At 54.7% G+C, this 18,964-nt stretch carries 17 protein-coding genes; 5 read left to right on the forward strand and 12 right to left on the reverse strand.

Features of this window, described 5'->3' with window-relative positions; genetic code table 11:
* Positions 1–48: 48 nt before the first annotated feature.
* Positions 49–624, reverse strand: a complete 576-nt coding sequence (locus ACLHV8_RS11205) for a helix-turn-helix domain-containing protein (protein ID WP_134708148.1) — start codon at positions 622–624, stop codon at positions 49–51.
* Positions 625–772: 148 nt separating this feature from the next.
* On the opposite strand from ACLHV8_RS11205, the gene ACLHV8_RS11210 reads away from it, so the two are divergent.
* On the forward strand, positions 773–1,291 hold the full coding sequence (locus tag ACLHV8_RS11210; RefSeq protein ID WP_410392125.1) for a GNAT family N-acetyltransferase: 519 nt from the start codon (positions 773–775) through the stop codon (positions 1,289–1,291).
* The gene (locus ACLHV8_RS11215) at positions 1,288–1,737 is read left to right on the forward strand and encodes a DMT family transporter (RefSeq protein WP_208594849.1); all 450 of its coding nucleotides are present in this window, start codon (positions 1,288–1,290) and stop codon (positions 1,735–1,737) included. The genes ACLHV8_RS11210 and ACLHV8_RS11215 overlap by 4 nt, the downstream gene beginning before the upstream one ends.
* 3 nt (positions 1,738–1,740) lie before the next feature.
* Here ACLHV8_RS11215 and ACLHV8_RS11220 read toward each other — a convergent pair whose 3' ends face one another.
* Complete coding sequence (locus ACLHV8_RS11220) at positions 1,741–1,974, reverse strand: YdcY family protein (protein WP_028018866.1); 234 nt, start codon at positions 1,972–1,974, stop codon at positions 1,741–1,743.
* Positions 1,975–2,030: 56 nt separating this feature from the next.
* Positions 2,031–3,629: an ABC transporter substrate-binding protein gene (locus tag ACLHV8_RS11225; RefSeq protein WP_049007332.1), complete on the reverse strand. Its 1,599-nt coding sequence runs from the start codon at positions 3,627–3,629 to the stop codon at positions 2,031–2,033.
* 283 nt (positions 3,630–3,912) lie between these two features.
* On the opposite strand from ACLHV8_RS11225, the gene ACLHV8_RS11230 reads away from it, so the two are divergent.
* Genes ACLHV8_RS11230 through ACLHV8_RS11240 form a run of 3 tightly spaced genes read left to right on the forward strand, consistent with a single transcriptional unit; the run spans position 3,913 to position 10,413 of the window.
* Entirely contained in the window at positions 3,913–5,253 is a 1,341-nt protein-coding gene (locus tag ACLHV8_RS11230; RefSeq protein WP_208594850.1) for an SrfA family protein, read from the forward strand.
* Between the two features lie 4 nt (positions 5,254–5,257).
* Positions 5,258–8,239 carry a virulence factor SrfB gene (locus ACLHV8_RS11235; RefSeq protein WP_128347622.1) on the forward strand — a complete coding sequence of 994 codons (2,982 nt, stop codon included), beginning with the start codon at positions 5,258–5,260 and terminating at the stop codon, positions 8,237–8,239.
* Positions 8,236–10,413 carry a virulence factor SrfC family protein gene (locus ACLHV8_RS11240; protein ID WP_208594851.1) on the forward strand — a complete coding sequence of 726 codons (2,178 nt, stop codon included), beginning with the start codon at positions 8,236–8,238 and terminating at the stop codon, positions 10,411–10,413. The genes ACLHV8_RS11235 and ACLHV8_RS11240 overlap by 4 nt, the downstream gene beginning before the upstream one ends.
* A gap of 31 nt (positions 10,414–10,444) precedes the next feature.
* Here the strand turns inward: ACLHV8_RS11240 and ACLHV8_RS11245 are convergent, their stop codons facing one another.
* The 9 genes from ACLHV8_RS11245 to ACLHV8_RS11285 form a co-directional block, all read right to left on the reverse strand.
* Positions 10,445–11,200, reverse strand: a complete 756-nt coding sequence (locus ACLHV8_RS11245; RefSeq protein WP_208594852.1) for an alpha/beta fold hydrolase — start codon at positions 11,198–11,200, stop codon at positions 10,445–10,447.
* Between the two features lie 86 nt (positions 11,201–11,286).
* Positions 11,287–11,460, reverse strand: coding sequence for a GhoT/OrtT family toxin (locus ACLHV8_RS11250; RefSeq protein ID WP_013096478.1), 174 nt, complete (start codon positions 11,458–11,460; stop codon positions 11,287–11,289).
* A 181-nt stretch (positions 11,461–11,641) separates the two neighbouring features.
* A complete protein-coding gene (gene patD / locus ACLHV8_RS11255; RefSeq protein ID WP_208594853.1) occupies positions 11,642–13,066 on the reverse strand; it encodes an aminobutyraldehyde dehydrogenase in 1,425 nt (474 codons plus the stop codon).
* Between the two features lie 24 nt (positions 13,067–13,090).
* Entirely contained in the window at positions 13,091–13,897 is an 807-nt protein-coding gene (locus ACLHV8_RS11260; RefSeq protein WP_208594854.1) for an ABC transporter permease, read from the reverse strand.
* Complete coding sequence (locus tag ACLHV8_RS11265; protein WP_208594855.1) at positions 13,887–14,831, reverse strand: ABC transporter permease; 945 nt, start codon at positions 14,829–14,831, stop codon at positions 13,887–13,889. The genes ACLHV8_RS11260 and ACLHV8_RS11265 overlap by 11 nt, the downstream gene beginning before the upstream one ends.
* Position 14,832: 1 nt before the next feature.
* Positions 14,833–15,846 (reverse strand): ABC transporter ATP-binding protein, encoded by a 1,014-nt coding sequence (locus tag ACLHV8_RS11270; RefSeq protein ID WP_028018857.1) that lies wholly within the window; start codon positions 15,844–15,846, stop codon positions 14,833–14,835.
* A gap of 17 nt (positions 15,847–15,863) precedes the next feature.
* A complete protein-coding gene (ydcS, locus tag ACLHV8_RS11275) occupies positions 15,864–17,009 on the reverse strand; it encodes a putative ABC transporter substrate-binding protein YdcS (RefSeq protein WP_028018856.1) in 1,146 nt (381 codons plus the stop codon).
* 273 nt (positions 17,010–17,282) lie between these two features.
* Positions 17,283–18,692, reverse strand: a complete 1,410-nt coding sequence (locus ACLHV8_RS11280) for a PLP-dependent aminotransferase family protein (RefSeq protein WP_410392126.1) — start codon at positions 18,690–18,692, stop codon at positions 17,283–17,285.
* Positions 18,693–18,774: 82 nt separating this feature from the next.
* Positions 18,775–18,963, reverse strand: a complete 189-nt coding sequence (locus ACLHV8_RS11285; RefSeq protein WP_032666971.1) for a hypothetical protein — start codon at positions 18,961–18,963, stop codon at positions 18,775–18,777.
* Between the last annotated feature and the right edge of the window lies 1 nt (position 18,964).

An 18,964-nucleotide genomic window follows, 5' to 3' on the forward strand; every position in this document is an offset into this window, starting at 1 on the left:
TCAAATGTCATTACAGCCTGGCTCACGATCGGCGTTATCGCTTTAACATTACGAGCCAGATTGGTTAAGCCGTACGACCAGATAGATGCAGGTTTCATTCGTCTCGTTGATGAACCGACAGTCATTAGGCGGCCCCAGCTCCAGGCAGTCCCCGGCCCGCATCTCGTGGCGCGTATCGCCCTCCTGGAACACCAGCTCACCCATTTGTAACCAGATAAGCTGACGTGCCAGCGCATAAGAAGAGGCAGGCATAGGCACATCGCTCCCCGCCGGGAGTTCAACCTGAACAAGGTCAATGGGAAGATCTGTGCGGGGAGAAACGTGGCGGCGAAGGTAATGCGTTTGTGGATCGCGCCAGACGGGCTGGTTGGCGAGGCGCAGTAGTTTTCCCTCTTGCATCTCGGCTCTGGCAATCAGCGTCGACATGCTGATGCCAAAAGCCCCCGACAAGCGGGCAAGCAACGTTGCCGTAGGGCTACTGTCCCCACGTTCTATCTTGTGGATCATCGCACGCGAAACGCCTGCCCGGTCAGCAAGCTCGCTCAAAGACCATCCGCGAGACTCGCGTTCAAGGCGAACTCTTGCGCTAATCCGTTGATTCATGGTGTCTGTTATGGTGTTCATGACGTCATACTATAGTGTATGAACGGCATTTCAATGGGCTTTTGATAACAAAAAAATATGGCTTATGTCATAGCTATCTGGCGATACAGTTGTGTAATATCGTAGTTAAATCGTAATACTATAGTGAACAACACACAGAGGTTTCATCATGATCGTTCGTCATACCTGCAAAGAAGACTGCGCTGCGATAGGAGAAATATACAACCACGCGGTGTTGCACACTGCCGCAATCTGGAACGATAAGACCGTCGACACCGATAATCGTATCGCCTGGTTTGAGGCACGCACCCTCGCAGGTTATCCGGTACTGGTCAGTGAAGAAGACGGTGTTATCACGGGCTATGCCTCTTTTGGTGACTGGCGTGCCTTCGACGGTTTTCGTCATACGGTAGAACATTCGGTCTATGTTCATCCGGATCATCAGGGCAAAGGGATTGGTCGCACATTGATGAAAGCGCTGATTAACGAAGCCCGTGCCATCGGCAAACACGTGATGGTCGCAGGCATCGAAGCGCAGAATCATGCCTCGATTCATCTCCATGAAACGCTCGGTTTTGTGACGACGGGTCAAATGCCGCAGGTGGGTACCAAGTTTGGCCGCTGGCTGGACTTAACCTTTATGCAGCTGCAGCTGGATGAGCGCAGCGACCCGGACGCCATCCCATGAATCAGTCAATGACGCTGGCTTTTTTGGTGGCGGCGGGAATCGGTCTGGTGGTGCAAAATACCTTAATGGTGCGCATCACCCAGACCTCCTCAACTATTCTTATCGCGATGCTGCTGAATTCACTGGTCGGCATTGTGCTGTTTGTCAGCATTCTGCTGCTGAAACAGGGCTTCGCCGGATTTAGCGAGCTGGCCGCTACAGTGCGCTGGTGGACGCTGATCCCGGGGCTGCTGGGTTCGTTTTTCGTGTTTGCCAGTATCAGCGGATACCAGAACGTAGGCGCGGCAACGACCATCGCTGTGCTGGTGGCAAGCCAGTTGATCGGCGGGCTGGTGATGGACGTGCTGAGAAGCAACGGCATACCGCTGCGCGCCCTGATCGGCCCGGTGTGCGGCGCGGTGATGTTGGTCGTGGGGGCCTGGCTGGTCGCGCGACGCCAGTTTTGATCGCTACAGAATGGTGCCGCCTTTCGTTAGCTGTTCCTGTCGCGCTTCCAGCTCCTCTTTATGCTGCTTACCGTGGTGTGAAATCGCGGTGCGCAGACGTTGCTGCTGGGTGTAGCGATCTTCACGGCTGAGCTCTGCATCATCGCTTAATTCAATCAGCAGTTCATTCATGTGGGTAATTACGCTCTCTTCGATGGCGGCATCGACGCGGGCGATAACATCGTTTAAATGTGACATTGTCACTCCTTGTGAATTGCCGGGTGGCGGCTACGCCTTACCCGGCAATAATACGCTTAGTTCAGCTTCGCTTTTGAGAAATCGCTGCCCATCAGGCTCACGCTGTAACCCGTGACGTTGCTGCGGGTAGCGTAGAACGTTTTCCCGTTCGCCAGTGCGATCCACGGCGCCTGCTGGTAGAAAATCTCCTGCGCCTGACCGTAGAGTTTAGCGCGCTCAGCCGGGTTGCTGGTCAGCTTCGCTTTTTGCACCAGGGAATCATACCCCTTATCGCACCAGCGTGCTGCGTTTGAACCCGTTTTAATGCTGTTGCACCCCAGCAGTACGTCAGCAAAGTTGTCCGGGTCACCGTTATCGGACATCCAGCCGAACAGCGCAGAGTCGTGCTCACCTTTACGCATGCCGGAGAGGTATTCGCCCCACTCGTAAGAGACAATTTTGGCCTTCACACCGACTTTCGCCCAGTCGCTCTGGATCATCTCCGCAATACGGCGCGAATTAGGGTTGTACGGACGCTGCACCGGCATTGACCACAGCGTCACTTCCGCGCCCTTCTCCAGCCCGGCCTGCTTCAGCAGGGCTTTCGCTTTTTCGGGGTCGTAGCTGTAGTCCTTCAGGTCTTTATTAAAGCCCATCATGTTTGGCGGAATTGGTGATTTTGCCACCGTACCCGAGCCCATAAAGACCGCGTTGACGATGGCTTTCTTGTCAGTTGCGTAGTTTAGTGCCTGACGTACCAGAACATTATCAAACGGTTTTTTCTCGGTGTTAAACGCCAGATAGCCGACGTTCAACGCATCGACAGAGTGCAGCGTCAGGTCTTTGTTATTTTTAATCACATCAAACTGCACCGGGGATGGAGCAGGAATGATCTGGCATTCGTTGGTCTGCAATTTCGCCAGACGCGTTTCCACATTTGGCGTGATGGAGAAGATCAGGTGTTTTGTCGGTACCTCGCCCTCCCAGTAGTTCGGGTTAGCGACATAGCGGATCAGTGAATCCACTTTGTACTGCTGCAGCACATAAGGCCCTGTACCGATCGGCCAGGTATCCACGTTCTCTGGCGTACCTTTTTTCAGCATCACGTCAGCGTATTCAGCGGAGAGAATCGAGGCAAAATCCATTCCCCAGTCGGCAAGGAATGCAGCGTTGGGTTCACTGAGGGTGAACTGAACATGGTAATCATCGACCTTTTTAACGTCCTGAATCAGTTTATCGAGGCCGACGTCATTAAAGTATTCGTAGTTGCCCTGCGATACGTTGTGATAAGGATGCTTAGGGTCTTTCTGACGCATGACGGAGAAAATGACGTCATCGGCGTTAAAGTCACGGGTCGGTTTGAAGTATTTATTGCTGTTGAACTTCACCCCTTTACGCAGGGTAAACGTATAGGTCTTACCGTCTGGTGAGATTGTCCAGGACTCCGCCAGCGACGGAACCGGCGTATTTTTCACCGGATCGAAATTGATCAGACGGTTATACAACACCTGAGAGCTGGCCACGAAAGACGGGCCGGAGCTGGCGATTTGCGGGTTGAAAGACTCGGGTGAGGCTTCAGAGCAGTAAATAATGGTGTCATTATTTGCCGCCAATGCGGCACCGGCTGGTAAAAGCGTACTCAGCGCAAGGGCGAGCAGTGTTTTCCCTGTAGACATGGTTATAACCCTGGATGTTTTATTATATAGGACAGTAATAACAGCACAGGCTTAATGACCTGGCAAATAACGAAACACTATCAGGTTATTCTAAAGTCACGTTTTTCGCTGGTTTTGCAGTCAATGCAAAAAAAGATGATTTGCCTTAAGTGCCATTATCCGTCAAGCACAACCGTCATTTTCTATGCCGCAAGAAATCGGCGCTTTTAGCGTCTCTTCCTCCGTTTGTTTGCTTCCTCATTTCGTTAAAGTAACGGTGTGAAGAAGTATATGGGATCAAATCGTGGCAAAAACTCTTTTACGCAGCGGTAATCTGGATGATTTTCAGGCCGTTGGCGGCGGCGGACAAGCCGTTTTTGAATCAGCGTTACAAATCCGGGAAGCGCTCCGGTTGCGCAAACAACAGGCCATTGTCGACTGTCTGGCCATTCCACAGGTCAACGATAGCGGTGACCGTGTAGACTGGTATTCCCCGATAGAGGGGAGTGTTACCAGTTGGAAAGCGGCCGATGAAGACGACCGTTTTCGCGCCCTGCGCTATCTGGAAAATACGCTTGCCAGCGTCGAGTCGTTGAGTAAGAAGTGCCTCCAGTCACCTAAAACAGCACAACAGCTTTTTGGTTCACTGCTGTCAAAAGCGTTCCAGTTTCCGGGCGAAAACTTTCTCTTTCTGGTCGAAGGGAAACCGGTCATTAGCTTCTGGGGCTTTGTAAACCTGAACGAAAATGCACGCGACGATGTTCTCGACTGCCTGCGTGAATCACTGATCCCTGAGCCAGCCCCCGTTGTGATTGAAGATCCTGAACCGGAACCTGAGCCGGAACCGATCATCACCTTCGAACAAGCAGACGAGCCACTGATTGCACCGTCAACGGTGGTGCGCATTACGCCGGAGGATCTGTATGAGCCAGAACCTGCTCCAGTCGCGACACAACCACAACCTGCTCAGGAACCCACCCCGACAACCGTTGTGAAAAAGCGTCGTATCCCGCTGTGGACGCTACCCGTTGCCGCCGTGATCGTTGCCGCCATTGCCGCACCGCAGCTGTGGCCAAAACAGTCCCCTTCCGCGCAGCCTGCACCTATGCCAGAGCCTGTAGAAATTGCGCCGAAACCGATCAAAGCAGTTGAACCACTGGCGATGAAATTACCGTTGCATCAGGCTGAGGTAGTGGCAAGCAAAGAAAAAGAACCTGCTCCTGCTCCAGCGCCCGCCCCGGTCGTTATCGTCGCGATTCCGAAAGATGCGATGGTTATGGAAGGTCAGCAAGTGAAAGCGGGATCGACGCGCTTCCTCAACGGGACCTGGCGCGCCATCCTCGATGTGAAAGATCCGGTGACCGGTAAGCCACCGTCACTGCGCTACCAGATCCAGAACAATAAAGGTTTCGCCCGTGTAGTACATGGTGACAACATTGTCTGCCGCGCAGAGATCTTCTCCGGGCTTCACAGCAATGGTGAACTGATGATTAAGAGTCGCGGTAACGCCCGCTGCACCGACGGTTCACGCTACCCGATGCCGGAGGTTTCCTGTAAAGCAGGCACCAGCGATATCGCAGAATGTCGTGCTCACTATGATGCAAACACCGTCGTCCCACTGACGTTCAAGAAAGCAGGTGCCTGATCCTATGCTGGTAAATCTTTGCGACTATAAACAAAGCGTCACGCTTATCGCTAACAGCGGCGTGCAGTTCCTTGATTTCGGTCTGACGCCGCAGGACACCGCCAGCAACGGGCGCTTCGTACGTAAAACCGCGAACGGCCCGCTTCTGCGTCTCGATTTCGACCTGGTGAACGGGCGTTATACTCTGCCCGGGTTGAACGGCGGGCAGCCTGAAGTGGTGAAACCGGAAACCACCATTGCGCTACATCAGTCGCTGGCGGTCCTTGATGGTGTCTGGCTTCCTGTTCCGTTCCTGCGCTTTAACCCGCCACGGACCTTTGTTGACGGCCCGGATAACTGGGCTCGCGTTCAGGTTCGCAAGCTTGATAAACCCGACACGGCAGGCAATACGCACCGCGTGACCCTCGCGCTTGACAGCCAGATTGCCGAACATGCCACGTCCGCGCTGTCCCCGGTCGAAAACGACATTCTGAACGGAACCCGTTTCGCTCTGGCCTGGCGGGATAACGAAGTGGAAAGTTTCCTCGACCAGACCTGGATTGACGGCTGGCTGCGTGAGGCATTTACCCAGTATGCCGACGGTGTTGAAAACCGCTCTGAACGTGATCTGCAACAGGCGATGCGTAGTTTTGAATATCAGGCACACTGGCTCAACCTTCTGACCATGCTCGGTGAGCAGCTTACCGTGCCGGAAGTGAAATTTGTCACTCATACGCTCAGTACCCCTGCCATTCCGGTCGACCTGATCCTCGATGTGGGCAATACCCATACCTGCGGCGTGATTATTGAAGACCACGGGGATGCGAACGATGGTCTGCGCCAGACTGCCGAGCTGCAGGTACGTTCGTTGAGCGAGCCACAATTCCTCAATGAACCCTTGTTCACCAGCCGTCTGGAGTTCTCAGAAGCGCGTTTTGGCAAGCAGCACTTCTCGGTTGAAAGCGGTCGCGAAGATGCCTTTGTCTGGCCGTCGATTGTCCGCGTCGGCGATGAAGCACGGAAACTGGCTACCCAGCGCCTGGGAACCGAAGGTAACAGCGGCATCTCCAGCCCGCGTCGCTACCTCTGGGATGAAACACCGGTGGTTCAGGACTGGCGATTTAGCCAGATGAACAGCAAAACCCAGCGTGAACCTCTGGCTACCGCGTTTCCGCTGATGAACCTGATGAACGATGACGGTGAGCCGCTCTTTACGCTGCCGCAGGACGAGCGACTGCCAGTCTTCTCGCCGCAGTACAGCCGTAGCACGCTGATGACACACATGTTGTGCGAGCTGCTGGCACAGGCTCTGGGTCAGATCAATAGCGTCGCCACGCGCTTGCGTCTGGGCTTCCCGGCATCTCCGCGCCAGTTACGAACCCTGATCCTGACCCTGCCGTCGGCCATGCCAAAGCAGGAGCGGGAGATTTTCCGTCGCCGCATGTTCGAAGCGATCGCCATTGTCTGGAAAGCAATGGGATGGCACCCGCAGGATGAAGATTTCGCCACCCGCAAACAGCAGGAAAAAAGTGTGGTGCCGGTTCCTGAAATCCAGATGGAGTGGGATGAAGCCAGCTGCGGTCAACTGGTCTGGTTGTATAACGAAGCCATTTCTCGTTTTGGCGGCCAGACTGAGGCGTTCTTTGCCTCCCTCGCCCGCCCGGATCGTGAACCTGAGCCCGGCGTTCAGCCGGGGCGTTCACTGCGCGTCGCGTCCATCGACATTGGTGGCGGCACAACGGATATGGCGATCACCCATTATCAGCTTGATGATGGCTCGGGTAACAACGTTAAAATCACGCCGCAACTGCTGTTCCGTGAAGGGTTTAAAGTCGCGGGCGACGATACCCTGCTTGATGTGATTCAGCGCTATGTACTGCCCGCCCTGCAAACGCAACTGCAGAAATCGGGTATTGCGGACGCCTCGCTGCTGATGGCTTCGCTCTTCGGTGACTCCGGCCGAATTGACACCCAGGCAGTATTGCGCCAGCAAACGGCGCTTCAGCTCTTTATGCCGATTGGCCATGCCATTCTTGCCGCGTGGGAATCGAGCGATATTGACGATCCGCTGGCTGGCCTGCATGCCACCTTTGGCGATCTCCTGCCGCAGAAACCGACCCGCAACGTGATGAATTATCTGCAACAGGCGATCGATCATGCCCTGCCTGCGGGTTCTGAAACGTTCGATCTGTTCACCGTTCCGCTGCACGTAAATTTCCGTGAGATGCAGGATGCAATGCTGGCTGGTCAGTTTACGCTGGCTTCGCCGCTCCATGCAGTATGTGAGGCGATTTCCCATTACAGCTGCGATATTTTGCTGATCACCGGGCGTCCTGGCTGCCTGCCTGGCGTTCAGGCACTGATTCGTCACCTGCAGCCGGTTCCGGTCAATCGCATCGTCTGGCTGGATAAGTATCAGGTTCATGAGTGGTATCCGTTCAGCCAACAGGGCCGCATTGGCAACCCCAAATCAACAGCCGCCGTGGGTGCGATGCTTTGCAGCCTGGCGCTTGATCTGCGTCTGCCGCGCTTTAACTTTAAGGCAGCAGATATTGGTGCGTATTCAACCGTGCGGTATCTGGGTGTGCTGGATAATACGGTCAACACCCTGCGCGAAGAGAACGTCTGGTATCAGGATATCGATCTCGATAAACCCGGTGCGAAACTCGACGCGCGTCTGCACTTCCCGCTGCGCGGTAACGTCACCCTCGGCTTCCGCCAGCTGGCAAACGCACGCTGGCCGGCCACACCGCTCTATACACTTAGCATCAACTCGGCTGAACTGGCCAAAGCGATTGCGGGTGATGGCGTGCTGAACGTGCGGCTTAAACTCTGCGGTGGCAGCAAGCAGGAAGGCCCGGAGTCCTTCGAACTGAGCGATGCCTGGCTCCAGGACGGCACCCCGGTCGCCCCTGACGCGTTAACCTTCAAACTGAATACTCTGGCCGATCGCCGTCATAGCGGTAGCCACTACTGGATCGACAGCGGGAGCGTATACCTGAAATGACAGTGACGACGACCACCACTCAGGCTCTAATCGGGTGGATTAATGAGACGCGCCTGAACGCCCCGGTGCTGGATAACGATGCCGACGCCCTGCTTGCTCGCATCAACGCGGTGCAGGCGCGGGAACAAGCCATTGAACATGCCCTGACTCGCCAGAGCAGCATTGGGCTTTACGGTCATTCTCAGAGTGCAAAAGCGCACCTGCTTTTGTCTCTGTGCGGTAGCGGCAACGGACGCCTGAACGTGACACCAGGCCAGCGCACCTTTGACTATTTTTCCCATATCAATCCGGGACATGCCCTGACAAACATGGCCGTCCGCTTCACCCGGGGACATGCAGACGTCATTGATGAGGCGTTTCCTCTGCGTCTGAGTCTGATCACCGAGGCCGAACTGGTACAGCTGTTTATTGCCCGCACGACGCAGCACCCGCAGATGCGCGCCGTGGATAAAGCCGTCATTGAGACGCGCCTGGAAAAATGGCGCGGTCTGCGTCAGCCGCAGGGCGTGCCTGGCATCACGTCTCAGGAAGTCGGGGCAATTGCCCGCTTCTGGCAGAACACGGTACCCGCCGCAAAACAGCAAATTGATGATGCCCTGTGGCACCAGTTTGCCCAACTGGTCCCCTCCCTTGATCTCAGCACGCGAGCCAGCGTCTGGTCACTGTTGTGGGGTGAGCAACAGGAGTTGACCCAGCAGTGGTTAAAACTCGCCCATGTGCTGCATCAGACCAGCCATGCCAGCGAACTTGCCGCGCCGCTTAGCCTGCTGGTGGATAGCTTCGGCCTGCCCGGTGAAGGGTTCCTGACGCACGACGGCACGTTAACCCTTCAGGAAGCGCAGGAGACGCTGCTTCATCCACTGAATAACGGTGAGATGCTCAATGCCATCAGCATCCCCGTCGATGTGCTTGCCTTCCTGACCCGCGAGCTGGTGTTACCGGTTGAGAACAGTGCCCTGGATAATGTCGATATTATTGATATTCCGGTATTTGAAGAAAATAATGCCGATCCGTTACACCAGGCTAAATCACAGTGGCTGCTTGAGCACTACCGTCAACAGCTACAGCCAGATGTTCTGGTTATTTGCAATGCGACCGCACAGCACGAGCAAACGGCCAAAAAAGCAAAAGTGTTAATGAACTGGGTTAAAGAGACACAGCCTGCTGAAGAATCGGCCCTGCCGGGTCTGGTGTGGGCAATCACCCCTCATGACGCTCGTTTTACCACCCGGCAGAATCTCGATGAAGCCGTGCAGCATCTGCTCGGTAAACCGGGTTTGCGCTGGGGCACCCTCCAGGCACTGGACAGCAACAGCATGCAGCGCGTGATCGAGTGGTTGTCTCAGGCTACATTACCTGCCCAGCGGCAGAAGCGTCTTAATACGCTGAAAAACTTACTGCGGCAGGAGCTTTCGTCTCTGATGCAAAGCTATCTGGCGCCACTGGTTGAGGCCCCCGGAGCCAGACGAACCCGTGCAGAAAGTATGGTGCGAACCCTTCAGGGCTGCGCCGCCCGCCACGGTGAACTGCTGGAGGGTCTTCTGCCGCCGCTTAAAGCCTTTGAAACCCTGCTGGCCGTTCAGCAACCCCGTGAGGAGCAAGTTAACGGGTTGTTTACGGATTCCATTGACCTGTTTGCCGATAACGCACAGGAAAGTACCGGCATGTTCCAGACCAAAGACAAAGCGCGTCTGGCACACCGAGTGTGGATAAATCATCTGCGTCAATGGAGCCGCAATGATGCCACGGCAGCCCGTCTTGGACTGGAGCCCGGGGTGTTGCAGCAAATCGCAGATGTTCTGGTGGTAACCAGCTACCGGCTTAACCTGCCTCAGCAACTTCAGCGCATTGTTGAAACGGATAAAAGTAGCGCCGCACAGCTGCATGCTGTGATGGGTAACTTTGTTGGCTGGTTGGGTTACGACCAGACACCTGTTACAGCACGTCCGGCAAGCCGCATCCGTAAGGGTAATGCCATCTTTGTCACACCGGTGGTGAGTAGCGCGGAACCTCGTCTTACCCGACTGGGGGAACAGCCCGTACATGCGGCTACCGCGTATGTTTACGACTGGCTGGTTGCGCTCTATAGCCGGGCGATAGAGAACATTGATTACCAGCATCCGCATGATGTTCAGCCCGCCTCTCGTCAGGCGCTGCAGGCATTATTGCGCTGATCTTTTTAGCCCGCAGCAATGCGGGCTATTATCACGCTGCCACGCACTCTGCTAATGCCTGTGCCAGCGCGGACGGGTTTTCCCAGGACATTGAATGCCCGGCTGCCGGGATGATTTTCACTTCAATGCCCTTCTGCTTCAGATTATCCACATCGTTATCAGGCAGCGACAGCTCGCCGAAAATCAACGTCACCGGGCAGGTCAGAGACAGGAATTGTGCTTCCCACTCGGGTTCCACACCTTCCACCAGGCTTGATGCACCCCGCCACACGGCATACGGGGCATTACTCTGCAGGCAACCCGCCCACGCCGTCGTTTCTGCGCTGAGCATGGCATCATAACCCTGTTCCAGAAACTGTTGCTCTGTTTGCGCTGCGATAGGCCGACTGAACACTCCGCCACCTGCGTGAAAATTAGGTTCTGACACCATCAACCCTCTGACGCGCGGTGCCAGCAGCCCCGCTGCTTCGATAGCAATGCTGCCACCCATGCTGTGACCATAGAGCCAGAAAGCATTCAGTTTAAGATGATCAATCAGTTCCGCCACAACGTGCGCCTGGTCGGTGGTTTTGTAGCTGTAGTGCTCAGGCTTATCGCTGTAACCGCTACCAGGCAAATCAATAAGAATGGCTCTGCGCGCGCCGAATAATGGATCACGAACGACTCGGGGGTATTCATAGGAAGAGGCGCAACCCAACCCGTGAATGAACACGACGGGATCGTCAGCACCCGGCAAATCATGCCAGCGCACAGTGCAACCAGCCTGGTGTGAGTAAAAACTGTTCATAAGCACTCCTTTTATGATGCACTGTGTATTTATACAGTCATCACATCTGGAATGCTATGTTCATCTTTTAAAACTGGAAGCGAGCTTCAGAAAAGCGAGACCAGCAGCGCAACGGGAAAGCTCATTGGCCAGGTAGATCCCACCAGAAAAGCACTCAGCAGGCGTATACGTTTACGGTCTTTAGAGAGGAACCAGGTAATTAATGCGCAGATGGAAGCCATGATTGCGTAAAAAACCAACATCTTTTGATACAACGTCATTCTGTATACCAGAGCCGAAAAAATAACCGCACGCAATATGCGTCATATGTTGATACAGATCAAGTTTTTTCGTTACAGAATAACCACTTAAAAATTATGGCTAATAACAATTGGGTATTTTACGCAACATTCGTGGCGAAATGAGAGTACACCCGGCCGCGCAAGCGACCGGGCATGATGGTCAGTGTTTAATCATAACGTGCCGGACAACCGTATAATCCTCAAGCCCGTAAACCGACATATCTTTTCCGTATCCGGACAATTTCATGCCGCCATGTGGCATTTCGCTCACCAGCATAAAGTGGGTGTTAACCCAGGTACATCCGTACTGCAGGCGCGCACTCAGGCGATGGGCGCGCCCCACATCTTTGGTCCAGACCGATGATGCCAGGCCATATTGCGAGTCGTTAGCCCATGCCAGCACCTGCGCTTCATCGTCAAACTCGGTCACGCTCACCACCGGACCAAACACTTCTCGCTGAACAATGGCATCTTCCTGTTTTGCACCCGCCAGCAGGGTTGGCTGGAAGTAGTAGCCCGTCCCCTCTTTTTTACTGCCTCCCGTGACAACGCGGATATGGCCGAGCGCTTTCGCCTCATCAACAGCTTTACAGACCCGTGAAAGATGGGCGGACGAACTCAGCGGCCCAAGCTCGGTAGAGGCATCCTCCGGGGCACCCATTTTGAGGCTGGCTACTGCTGCCCCCAGTTTTTCAACAAGCCGGGCATAAATCCCCTTCTGGGCATAAATACGGCAGGCTGCCGTACAGTCTTGTCCGGCATTGTAGAAACCGAAAGTACGAACACCTTCGACAACGGCATCGAGATCGGCATCATCAAAGACGATAACCGGCGCTTTGCCCCCCAACTCCATGTGGGTGCGCTTAATCGAAGATGCGGTATGCCCGATGATATGTTCCCCGGTGGCAATCGAACCGGTCAGTGAGACCATACGCACTTTTTCATGTCCGGTCAGCGGATCACCTACCGTTTTACCTCGACCAAACAGCACGTTCAGAACGCCTGCCGGGAAGATATCCTTCGCCAGTTCTGCCAGTTTTAAGGCTGTCAGCGGCGTAATTTCAGAGGGTTTGATCACCACACAGTTACCGGCCGCCAGCGCAGGTGCCAGCTTCCATGCAGCCATCATCAGCGGGTAGTTCCACGGTGCGATAGAGGCGACAACACCAATCGGGTCGCGACGGATCATCGAGGTGTGGCCATCAAGATATTCTCCGGCGGCCAGCCCGTTCAGGCAACGCGCAGCCCCGGCAAAGAAACGAAAAACGTCGACGACGGCCGGAATCTCATCACCCAGAACACAGTGCAGCGGCTTACCACAGTTAAGAGACTCAAGCCTGGCAAACTCTTCACCCTGCGCCTCAATGACATCAGCCAGTTTCAGCAGGCACTCAGCACGCGTTTTAGGTGTGGTTTGCCCCCAGTCGCTGAAAGCACGATCCGCAGCCTGAACGGCCGCATCGACCTGAGCAGGCGAGGCTTCCGCAATCTCCAGCAGTACCTCTCCGGTGGCAGGGTTATAAACCGGCTGTTTTTCTCCTTCTCCGGCAACCAGTTCACCCTTTATCAGCAGATGTTTTTGCATAGCATTATCCTGTTGAAATTAAAGTTATTTCCCGCTACCGGCAATGTTCTCGCCGTCGCGGGTTAGCCACCAGGCTCCCAGAATGGGGATGGTCGTCACCAGCATCACCAACAGTGCAACAACGTTGGTGACCGGCACGTCGCGTGGACGCCCGAGCTGATTGAGTAACCACAGCGGTAACGTACGCTCGTGTCCCGCGGTAAATGTTGTGACGATGATCTCGTCGAACGACAGCGCAAACGCCAGCATGCCCCCGGCCAATAGCGCTGAGCCAAGATTGGGCAGCACGACATACCGGAAGGTTTGCCAGCCGTCAGCCCCCAGATCCATCGACGCCTCAACCAGACTCCAGGAGGTACGTCTGAACCGGGCAATCACGTTGTTAAACACCACCACCACACAGAAGGTGGCGTGTCCGACCACGATGGTGAAAAATCCCGGTTCGAGGTTGATAGCCTTAAATGCTGTCAGTAGCGCCAGACCGGTGATGATCCCCGGTAGCGCAATCGGCAACATCAACAACAATGAGATCGCGTTTTTGCCGAAAAACTCACTGCGCCACAGTGCCGCTGCAGCAAGCGTGCCAAGCACGAGGGCAATTGCGGTGGATAAGGCGGCAATTTGAAGTGACAACGTCACGGATTCAATAATATCGCCGCGCCCTGCCGCCACGCTAAACCACTTCAGCGTCAACCCCTGTGGCGGGAAACTGAACGCAGCGTCTTCGGTGTTAAAGGCATAGGTCGCGATAATCAGCAGCGGGAAGTGCAGGAAGATTACCCCTCCCCATGCTGCCACTTTCAGGAACAACGGTGCGCGTTCAGAGTGCATCGAATGCTCCCAGACGTTTCACGAACGCCAGATAGAGAGAAATAAGCACGATGGGAACCAGAGTAAACGCCGCGGCCATGGGCATATTGCCGATCGCCCCCTGCTGAGAATAGACCATGTTCCCGATGAAATAGCCCGGCGGCCCTACCAGCTGCGGAACAATGAAATCCCCCAGCGTCAGGGAAAAGGTGAATATTGACCCTGCGGCAATACCCGGGATCGCCAGCGGTAAAACGACATAACGAAAGGTCTGACGGGGACGCGCACCGAGATCGGCCGAGGCCTGCAGTAAAGAAGCGGGCAACCGTTCCAGCGCCGCCTGTACGGGCAGGATCATAAACGGCAACCAGATGTAGACGAAGACCAGAAACCGCCCTAGCCCTGAGGTGGACAATGTGTTTCCGCCAATCGCCGGTAGCATCAGCATTGAGGTCAGGATCGGCTCCAGCCCCATATGGCTGAGAAACCATTGCGCCACGCCATCCTTCGCCAGCAGTAAAGTCCAGGCGTACGCCTTAACAATATAGCTCGCCCACATCGGCAGCATCACCGCGATATAGAAGAATGCTTTCCACTTACCGCTGGTATAACGCGCCATATACCAGGCCATCGGGAATGCCAGGATTGCGCTGGCAATGGTGACCGCGATTGCCATCATCAGCGTACGCAGGATGATATCGTAGTTTGCCGGGTTGAAGAGTGCCTGAATATTAGCCAGCGTCAGATCCGGCGTGACCGCCATAGTGAAGTCGTCAAAGGTGTAAAAACCCTGCCACAGCAGGGTCAGGAGCGAACCTAAGTAGACGATGCCAAACCACATCAGCGGAGCAAGCAGGAGCAGGAACAAGCCGAGCAATGGCTTTCGCCAGAACAGAGCCGTTATGCGGCTTAAGCGGCTGCGTGGTGCGGGAGGATGAGCGACACTCATATCCATTTCACCTCTCCTCAGACAGACGGATCATGGCATCCCGTGACCACGACGCCATCACTGCCTGCCCCGGCTCAACGCCACTCAGCATCGTGATATCACTAAGATTGGCCTGGCTCACCAGCAGTTTTGCCCCATCAGCGAGTTTGAGCTCCAGACGTGTTGCCGCCCCCTGATACTGTACCGCCTGCACGACGCCCTGAACCTGAACTTCACCGCTCTCATTGAGGCGAATATGCTCAGGACGTAGCGAGTAAGTACCTTCCAGACCACAGACTTTCTGCGCAAGGCCAGCATCAAAGACATTGGAGGTGCCGACAAAACCGGCCACAAACGGGGTGCGCGGGCGCATGTAGAGATCGCGGGGTGTATCGACCTGCTCAATACGTCCGTTATTGAACACCGCCACCCGGTCTGACATGGAAAGGGCTTCACCCTGATCGTGGGTGACAAAAATAAAGGTGATACCCAGTTCCTGCTGAAGCTTCTTCAGCTCGAACTGCATCTGCTCGCGCAATTTGAGGTCAAGTGCGCCTAAAGGTTCGTCCAGCAGCAAGACGCGTGGTTCATTGACCAACGCACGTGCAATAGCAACGCGCTGGCGCTGACCGCCAGAAAGTTGTGAGGGCTTACGGGCTACGGCAAAGCTTAAGCCCACTTTTTCCAGGGCATCCCGGGCCTGTGCATGGCGTTTTTTCTTGTCGACACCTTTGACCATCAACCCATAGGCGACATTATCGAGGATCGACATATGCGGGAACAACGCATAGTCCTGGAATACGGTGTTCACATCCCGTTCCCACGGAGGAAGTTCGCTCGCCTCTTTGCCAAAGATAGCGATCGTGCCGCCTGAGAGCTGTTCAAAACCAGCAATTAGACGCAGGCAGGTGGTTTTGCCGGAGCCCGAAGGCCCCAGCATGGAGAAAAATTCTCCGTCACGAATCGCAATGGTGACCCCATCCACCGCCCGTACCTCGCCGTACAGACGAGAAACGTTATTAAACTCTACGGCATACGTCATGTTCTGCTCCCGGGCGATTAACGGCCGCCCATGATGGCGATGTAATCCTGCGTCCAGCGACTGTATGGCACATATTTGCCGCCTTCAGCGATAGGGGTTTTCCAGAACATGATTTTGTCGAACTCGTTATATCCGTTTGTTTCGCAACCTTTATCACCCAGCAACGTACTGGCTTTACACCCTTCAGGAACCACAGGCAGTGAGCCAAACCATGCCGCCAGATCGCCCTGCACCTTCGGTGTCAGCGACCAGTTCATCCATTTGTAGGCGCACATCGGATGTTTTGCCTGCGCGTGAAGCATGGTGGTATCCGCCCAGCCAGTAACCCCTTCTTTCGGGAAGACGGTGGCAATCGGCTGGTTCTCAGCTTTCAGGGCATTCGCCTGATAAGGCCAGGCGCTGGAGGCGACGACGCCTTCATTTTTGAAGTCACTCATTTGTACGGTCGTGTCATGCCAGTAACGGTGGATCAAGGCGTGCTGATCGCGAAGCACCTTGAGTACGGCGGCATACTGTTTCTCCGTGAGCTGGTACGGGTCGGTAATACCCAGTTGCGGTTGAGTAGCTTTGACAAACAGCGCGGCATCGGCGATGTAAATCGGGCCGTCATACGCCTGCACACGCCCCTGATTGGTTTTACCGTCCGGGAGATCCTGTTTGGTAAAGACCACGCCCCAGCTATCCGGCGGTGTCGGGAAGGTTTTGGTGTTGTACATCAGCAGGTTTGGCCCCCACTGATAGGGAGTGCCGTAGACTTTGCCACCTACGTTAAACCATTCTCCTTTCACAATCCGTGAATCGAGGGTTTTCCAGTTGGGGATGAGGTCGGGATTAATGGGCTGCACGCGTTTGCCCATGATCAGGCGCAGGGAAGCATCACCCGACGCGGTGACCAGGTCGTATCCCCCTTTCGCCATCAGGCTCACCATCTCATCCGACGTGGCCGCCGTTTTGACGTTGACCGCGCACCCGGTCTCTTTTTCAAACTGGGTGACCCAGTCATAATTTTTATCCGTCTGTCCGCGTTCGATGTATCCCGGCCAGGCAATAATATCCAGTCGTCCTTCCCCGTCACCGATAGCCTTTGGTGGTTCTGCGGCTTGCGCTGTCATGATAGTCATGCCGAGCGCACACAGGCTGCTGCGGGCAAATTTTTTGCTCATAAGGGTTACTCCTGTCGCAATGGAATTTAGCGGCAGCCGTGCCGTAAAAATATCTCCCTTATTAAACGTAGACCGCGTAAATGCGCCGCACCGTGCGGCTTAAGGAAATTTCATCAAGGTGTGACCGAGGGCGCATTACCCGTTAACTGGATTATAGACAAGGAGTTAGCGATGGGAGACGGTATGCAGATTTTCTGGGATATGGCGCCACGAAATATTCGCCGTGCCGCCATACGAATAAGGAATGATTATTTAAATGAAGGTAAGAAAAGTTTATTTCAGCATACTGCTAATTAATTTCCCCAACTGAATAACCGCCTGTTCTTCACGCTCCCCCCATGCCCAGGAGGTATTAAAACGAAAGAATGGCGTCCAGGCGTCAGAGGTGGAAAACATCTTTCCGGGGGCAATGCTAATGTGGTGAATTAAGGCCTTTTCGCTAAGCAGCCCTGCATCCAGCTGCGCCGGAAGCTCCAGCCATAAAAAGTAGCCGCTATCATTATGGTGAATTTTGACCCCGGCAGGCATATGCCGCAAAAGGGATTGCCAGGCCTGCTGCTTTCGCTCGGCCAGCGTGCGTCGCAGGCGGCGCAGATGCGCGTCGTAACGTTTAGTCGCCAGATAGTCCACCAGCGCCAGTTGCATCGGAGAACTGGTCGATAACGTGCTCATCAGTTGAAGCTGCTGAATACGGCGTGCGTGTTTTCCCGCCGCCACCCAGCCGATACGAAACCCCGCCACCAGACATTTCGAAAACGATGAGCAGTGAAGCGTCATCTCCTCCCGGTCCCAGGCCTTCGCCGGAAGCGGTTTTTCCCGGCCGAAGTAAAGCTCGCTATAGACATCATCCTCAATCAGGGTGACGTTATGTTTCGTTAACAGCGCCACCAGATGCGCTTTTTTCTCGGCACTCAGCGTAAAGCCAAGCGGGTTTTGCCCATTGGTCATGAGCCAGCAGGCTTTTACCGGGTATTCATTCAGCGCCTGCTCAAGCGTATTCAGGTCGATCCCCTCGCGGACATCCGTCGCAACCGACAGCGCCTTGAGTTTCAGGCGTTCCAGCGCCTGCAATGCGCCGTAGAAACAGGGATTCTCGACAATCACCCAATCCCCGGGTTCAGTCACTGCCTGCAAACTGAGATTCAGCGCTTCAAGTGCGCCAGCGGTAATGACGATCTCTTCCGGTGAGATGTTCATCCCCTGCTGGGCATAGCGACGAGCAATGGCGTGGCGGAGATCAACATTACCCGGAGGTAAATTTTCAATGACGCTCATTGCGGTCGCCGTTTTACTGACATTCGCCAGCGAACGGTTGAGCTGCTGAAGCGGGAAAAGTCGGGGATCGGGAAACGCGGAAGCAAAAGGAACAACCGATGGATCGCGGCTGGCCTGCAATACGTCGAAGATATAGGTGTTGATATCGACCGCTTCGTCACGCATCACCTGGGCAGGCGGAGCAGGCTGTTGTGTCGTCGGGCGCGAGGCAACGTAATAGCCCGACTGTGGTCTGGCGACGATGCGCCCCTGACTTTCCAGCATCTGGTACGCGTGGCCAACGGTCATAAAACTCATGCCGCTGCTCACCACCTGCTCGCGCAGAGAAGGCAACTTATCGCCCGGCAACCATACGCCAAGCTCAATCTGCGAGATAATTTGTTGCGCCAGACGCTGGTATTTTTTCATCAGATTCTCCTTAATGCCGACAGTGTATATCAGCAGGAGAAAAAGAGAAGTTTTTGCTAACTGTTATGAAAAGCGGTGTTGATTACTTGCGGTACTCGATAACGTGGCTCTGGGCTGAATGTGCAACGGTCAGGTGATCGAGCGTAATCATCGACGATTTGCAAAAAATGCATTTCGCGCCAAACGGGTTTTTCTCAGACACATCAAAGACTGAGGTACGGTACTGCGAACCATGACAGCATGGGCAGCGGAAATGAATGTAAGAAGTCATA

The sequence above is a fragment of the Enterobacter sp. CPE_E863 genome, assembly GCF_046521465.1.
Lineage (GTDB): Bacteria > Pseudomonadota > Gammaproteobacteria > Enterobacterales > Enterobacteriaceae > Enterobacter > Enterobacter adelaidei.

Bases quoted from the DNA above. Each gene is read 5' to 3' on its own strand.
- ACLHV8_RS11205 (WP_134708148.1), bottom strand. From the start codon at position 624: ATGAACACCATAACAGACACCATGAATCAACGGATTAGCGCAAGAGTT.
- ydcS (WP_028018856.1), bottom strand. From the start codon at position 17,009: ATGAGCAAAAAATTTGCCCGCAGCAGCCTGTGTGCGCTCGGCATGACT.
- ACLHV8_RS11225 (WP_049007332.1), bottom strand. From the start codon at position 3,629: ATGTCTACAGGGAAAACACTGCTCGCCCTTGCGCTGAGTACGCTTTTA.
- ACLHV8_RS11210 (WP_410392125.1), top strand. From the start codon at position 773: ATGATCGTTCGTCATACCTGCAAAGAAGACTGCGCTGCGATAGGAGAA.
- ACLHV8_RS11245 (WP_208594852.1), bottom strand. From the start codon at position 11,200: ATGAACAGTTTTTACTCACACCAGGCTGGTTGCACTGTGCGCTGGCAT.
- ACLHV8_RS11260 (WP_208594854.1), bottom strand. From the start codon at position 13,897: ATGCACTCTGAACGCGCACCGTTGTTCCTGAAAGTGGCAGCATGGGGA.
- ACLHV8_RS11235 (WP_128347622.1), top strand. From the start codon at position 5,258: ATGCTGGTAAATCTTTGCGACTATAAACAAAGCGTCACGCTTATCGCT.
- ACLHV8_RS11215 (WP_208594849.1), top strand. From the start codon at position 1,288: ATGAATCAGTCAATGACGCTGGCTTTTTTGGTGGCGGCGGGAATCGGT.
- ACLHV8_RS11220 (WP_028018866.1), bottom strand. From the start codon at position 1,974: ATGTCACATTTAAACGATGTTATCGCCCGCGTCGATGCCGCCATCGAA.
- ACLHV8_RS11280 (WP_410392126.1), bottom strand. From the start codon at position 18,692: ATGAAAAAATACCAGCGTCTGGCGCAACAAATTATCTCGCAGATTGAG.
- ACLHV8_RS11250 (WP_013096478.1), bottom strand. From the start codon at position 11,460: ATGACGTTGTATCAAAAGATGTTGGTTTTTTACGCAATCATGGCTTCC.
- ACLHV8_RS11240 (WP_208594851.1), top strand. From the start codon at position 8,236: ATGACAGTGACGACGACCACCACTCAGGCTCTAATCGGGTGGATTAAT.
- ACLHV8_RS11285 (WP_032666971.1), bottom strand. From the start codon at position 18,963: ATGACTTCTTACATTCATTTCCGCTGCCCATGCTGTCATGGTTCGCAG.
- ACLHV8_RS11265 (WP_208594855.1), bottom strand. From the start codon at position 14,831: ATGGATATGAGTGTCGCTCATCCTCCCGCACCACGCAGCCGCTTAAGC.
- patD (WP_208594853.1), bottom strand. From the start codon at position 13,066: ATGCAAAAACATCTGCTGATAAAGGGTGAACTGGTTGCCGGAGAAGGA.
- ACLHV8_RS11270 (WP_028018857.1), bottom strand. From the start codon at position 15,846: ATGACGTATGCCGTAGAGTTTAATAACGTTTCTCGTCTGTACGGCGAG.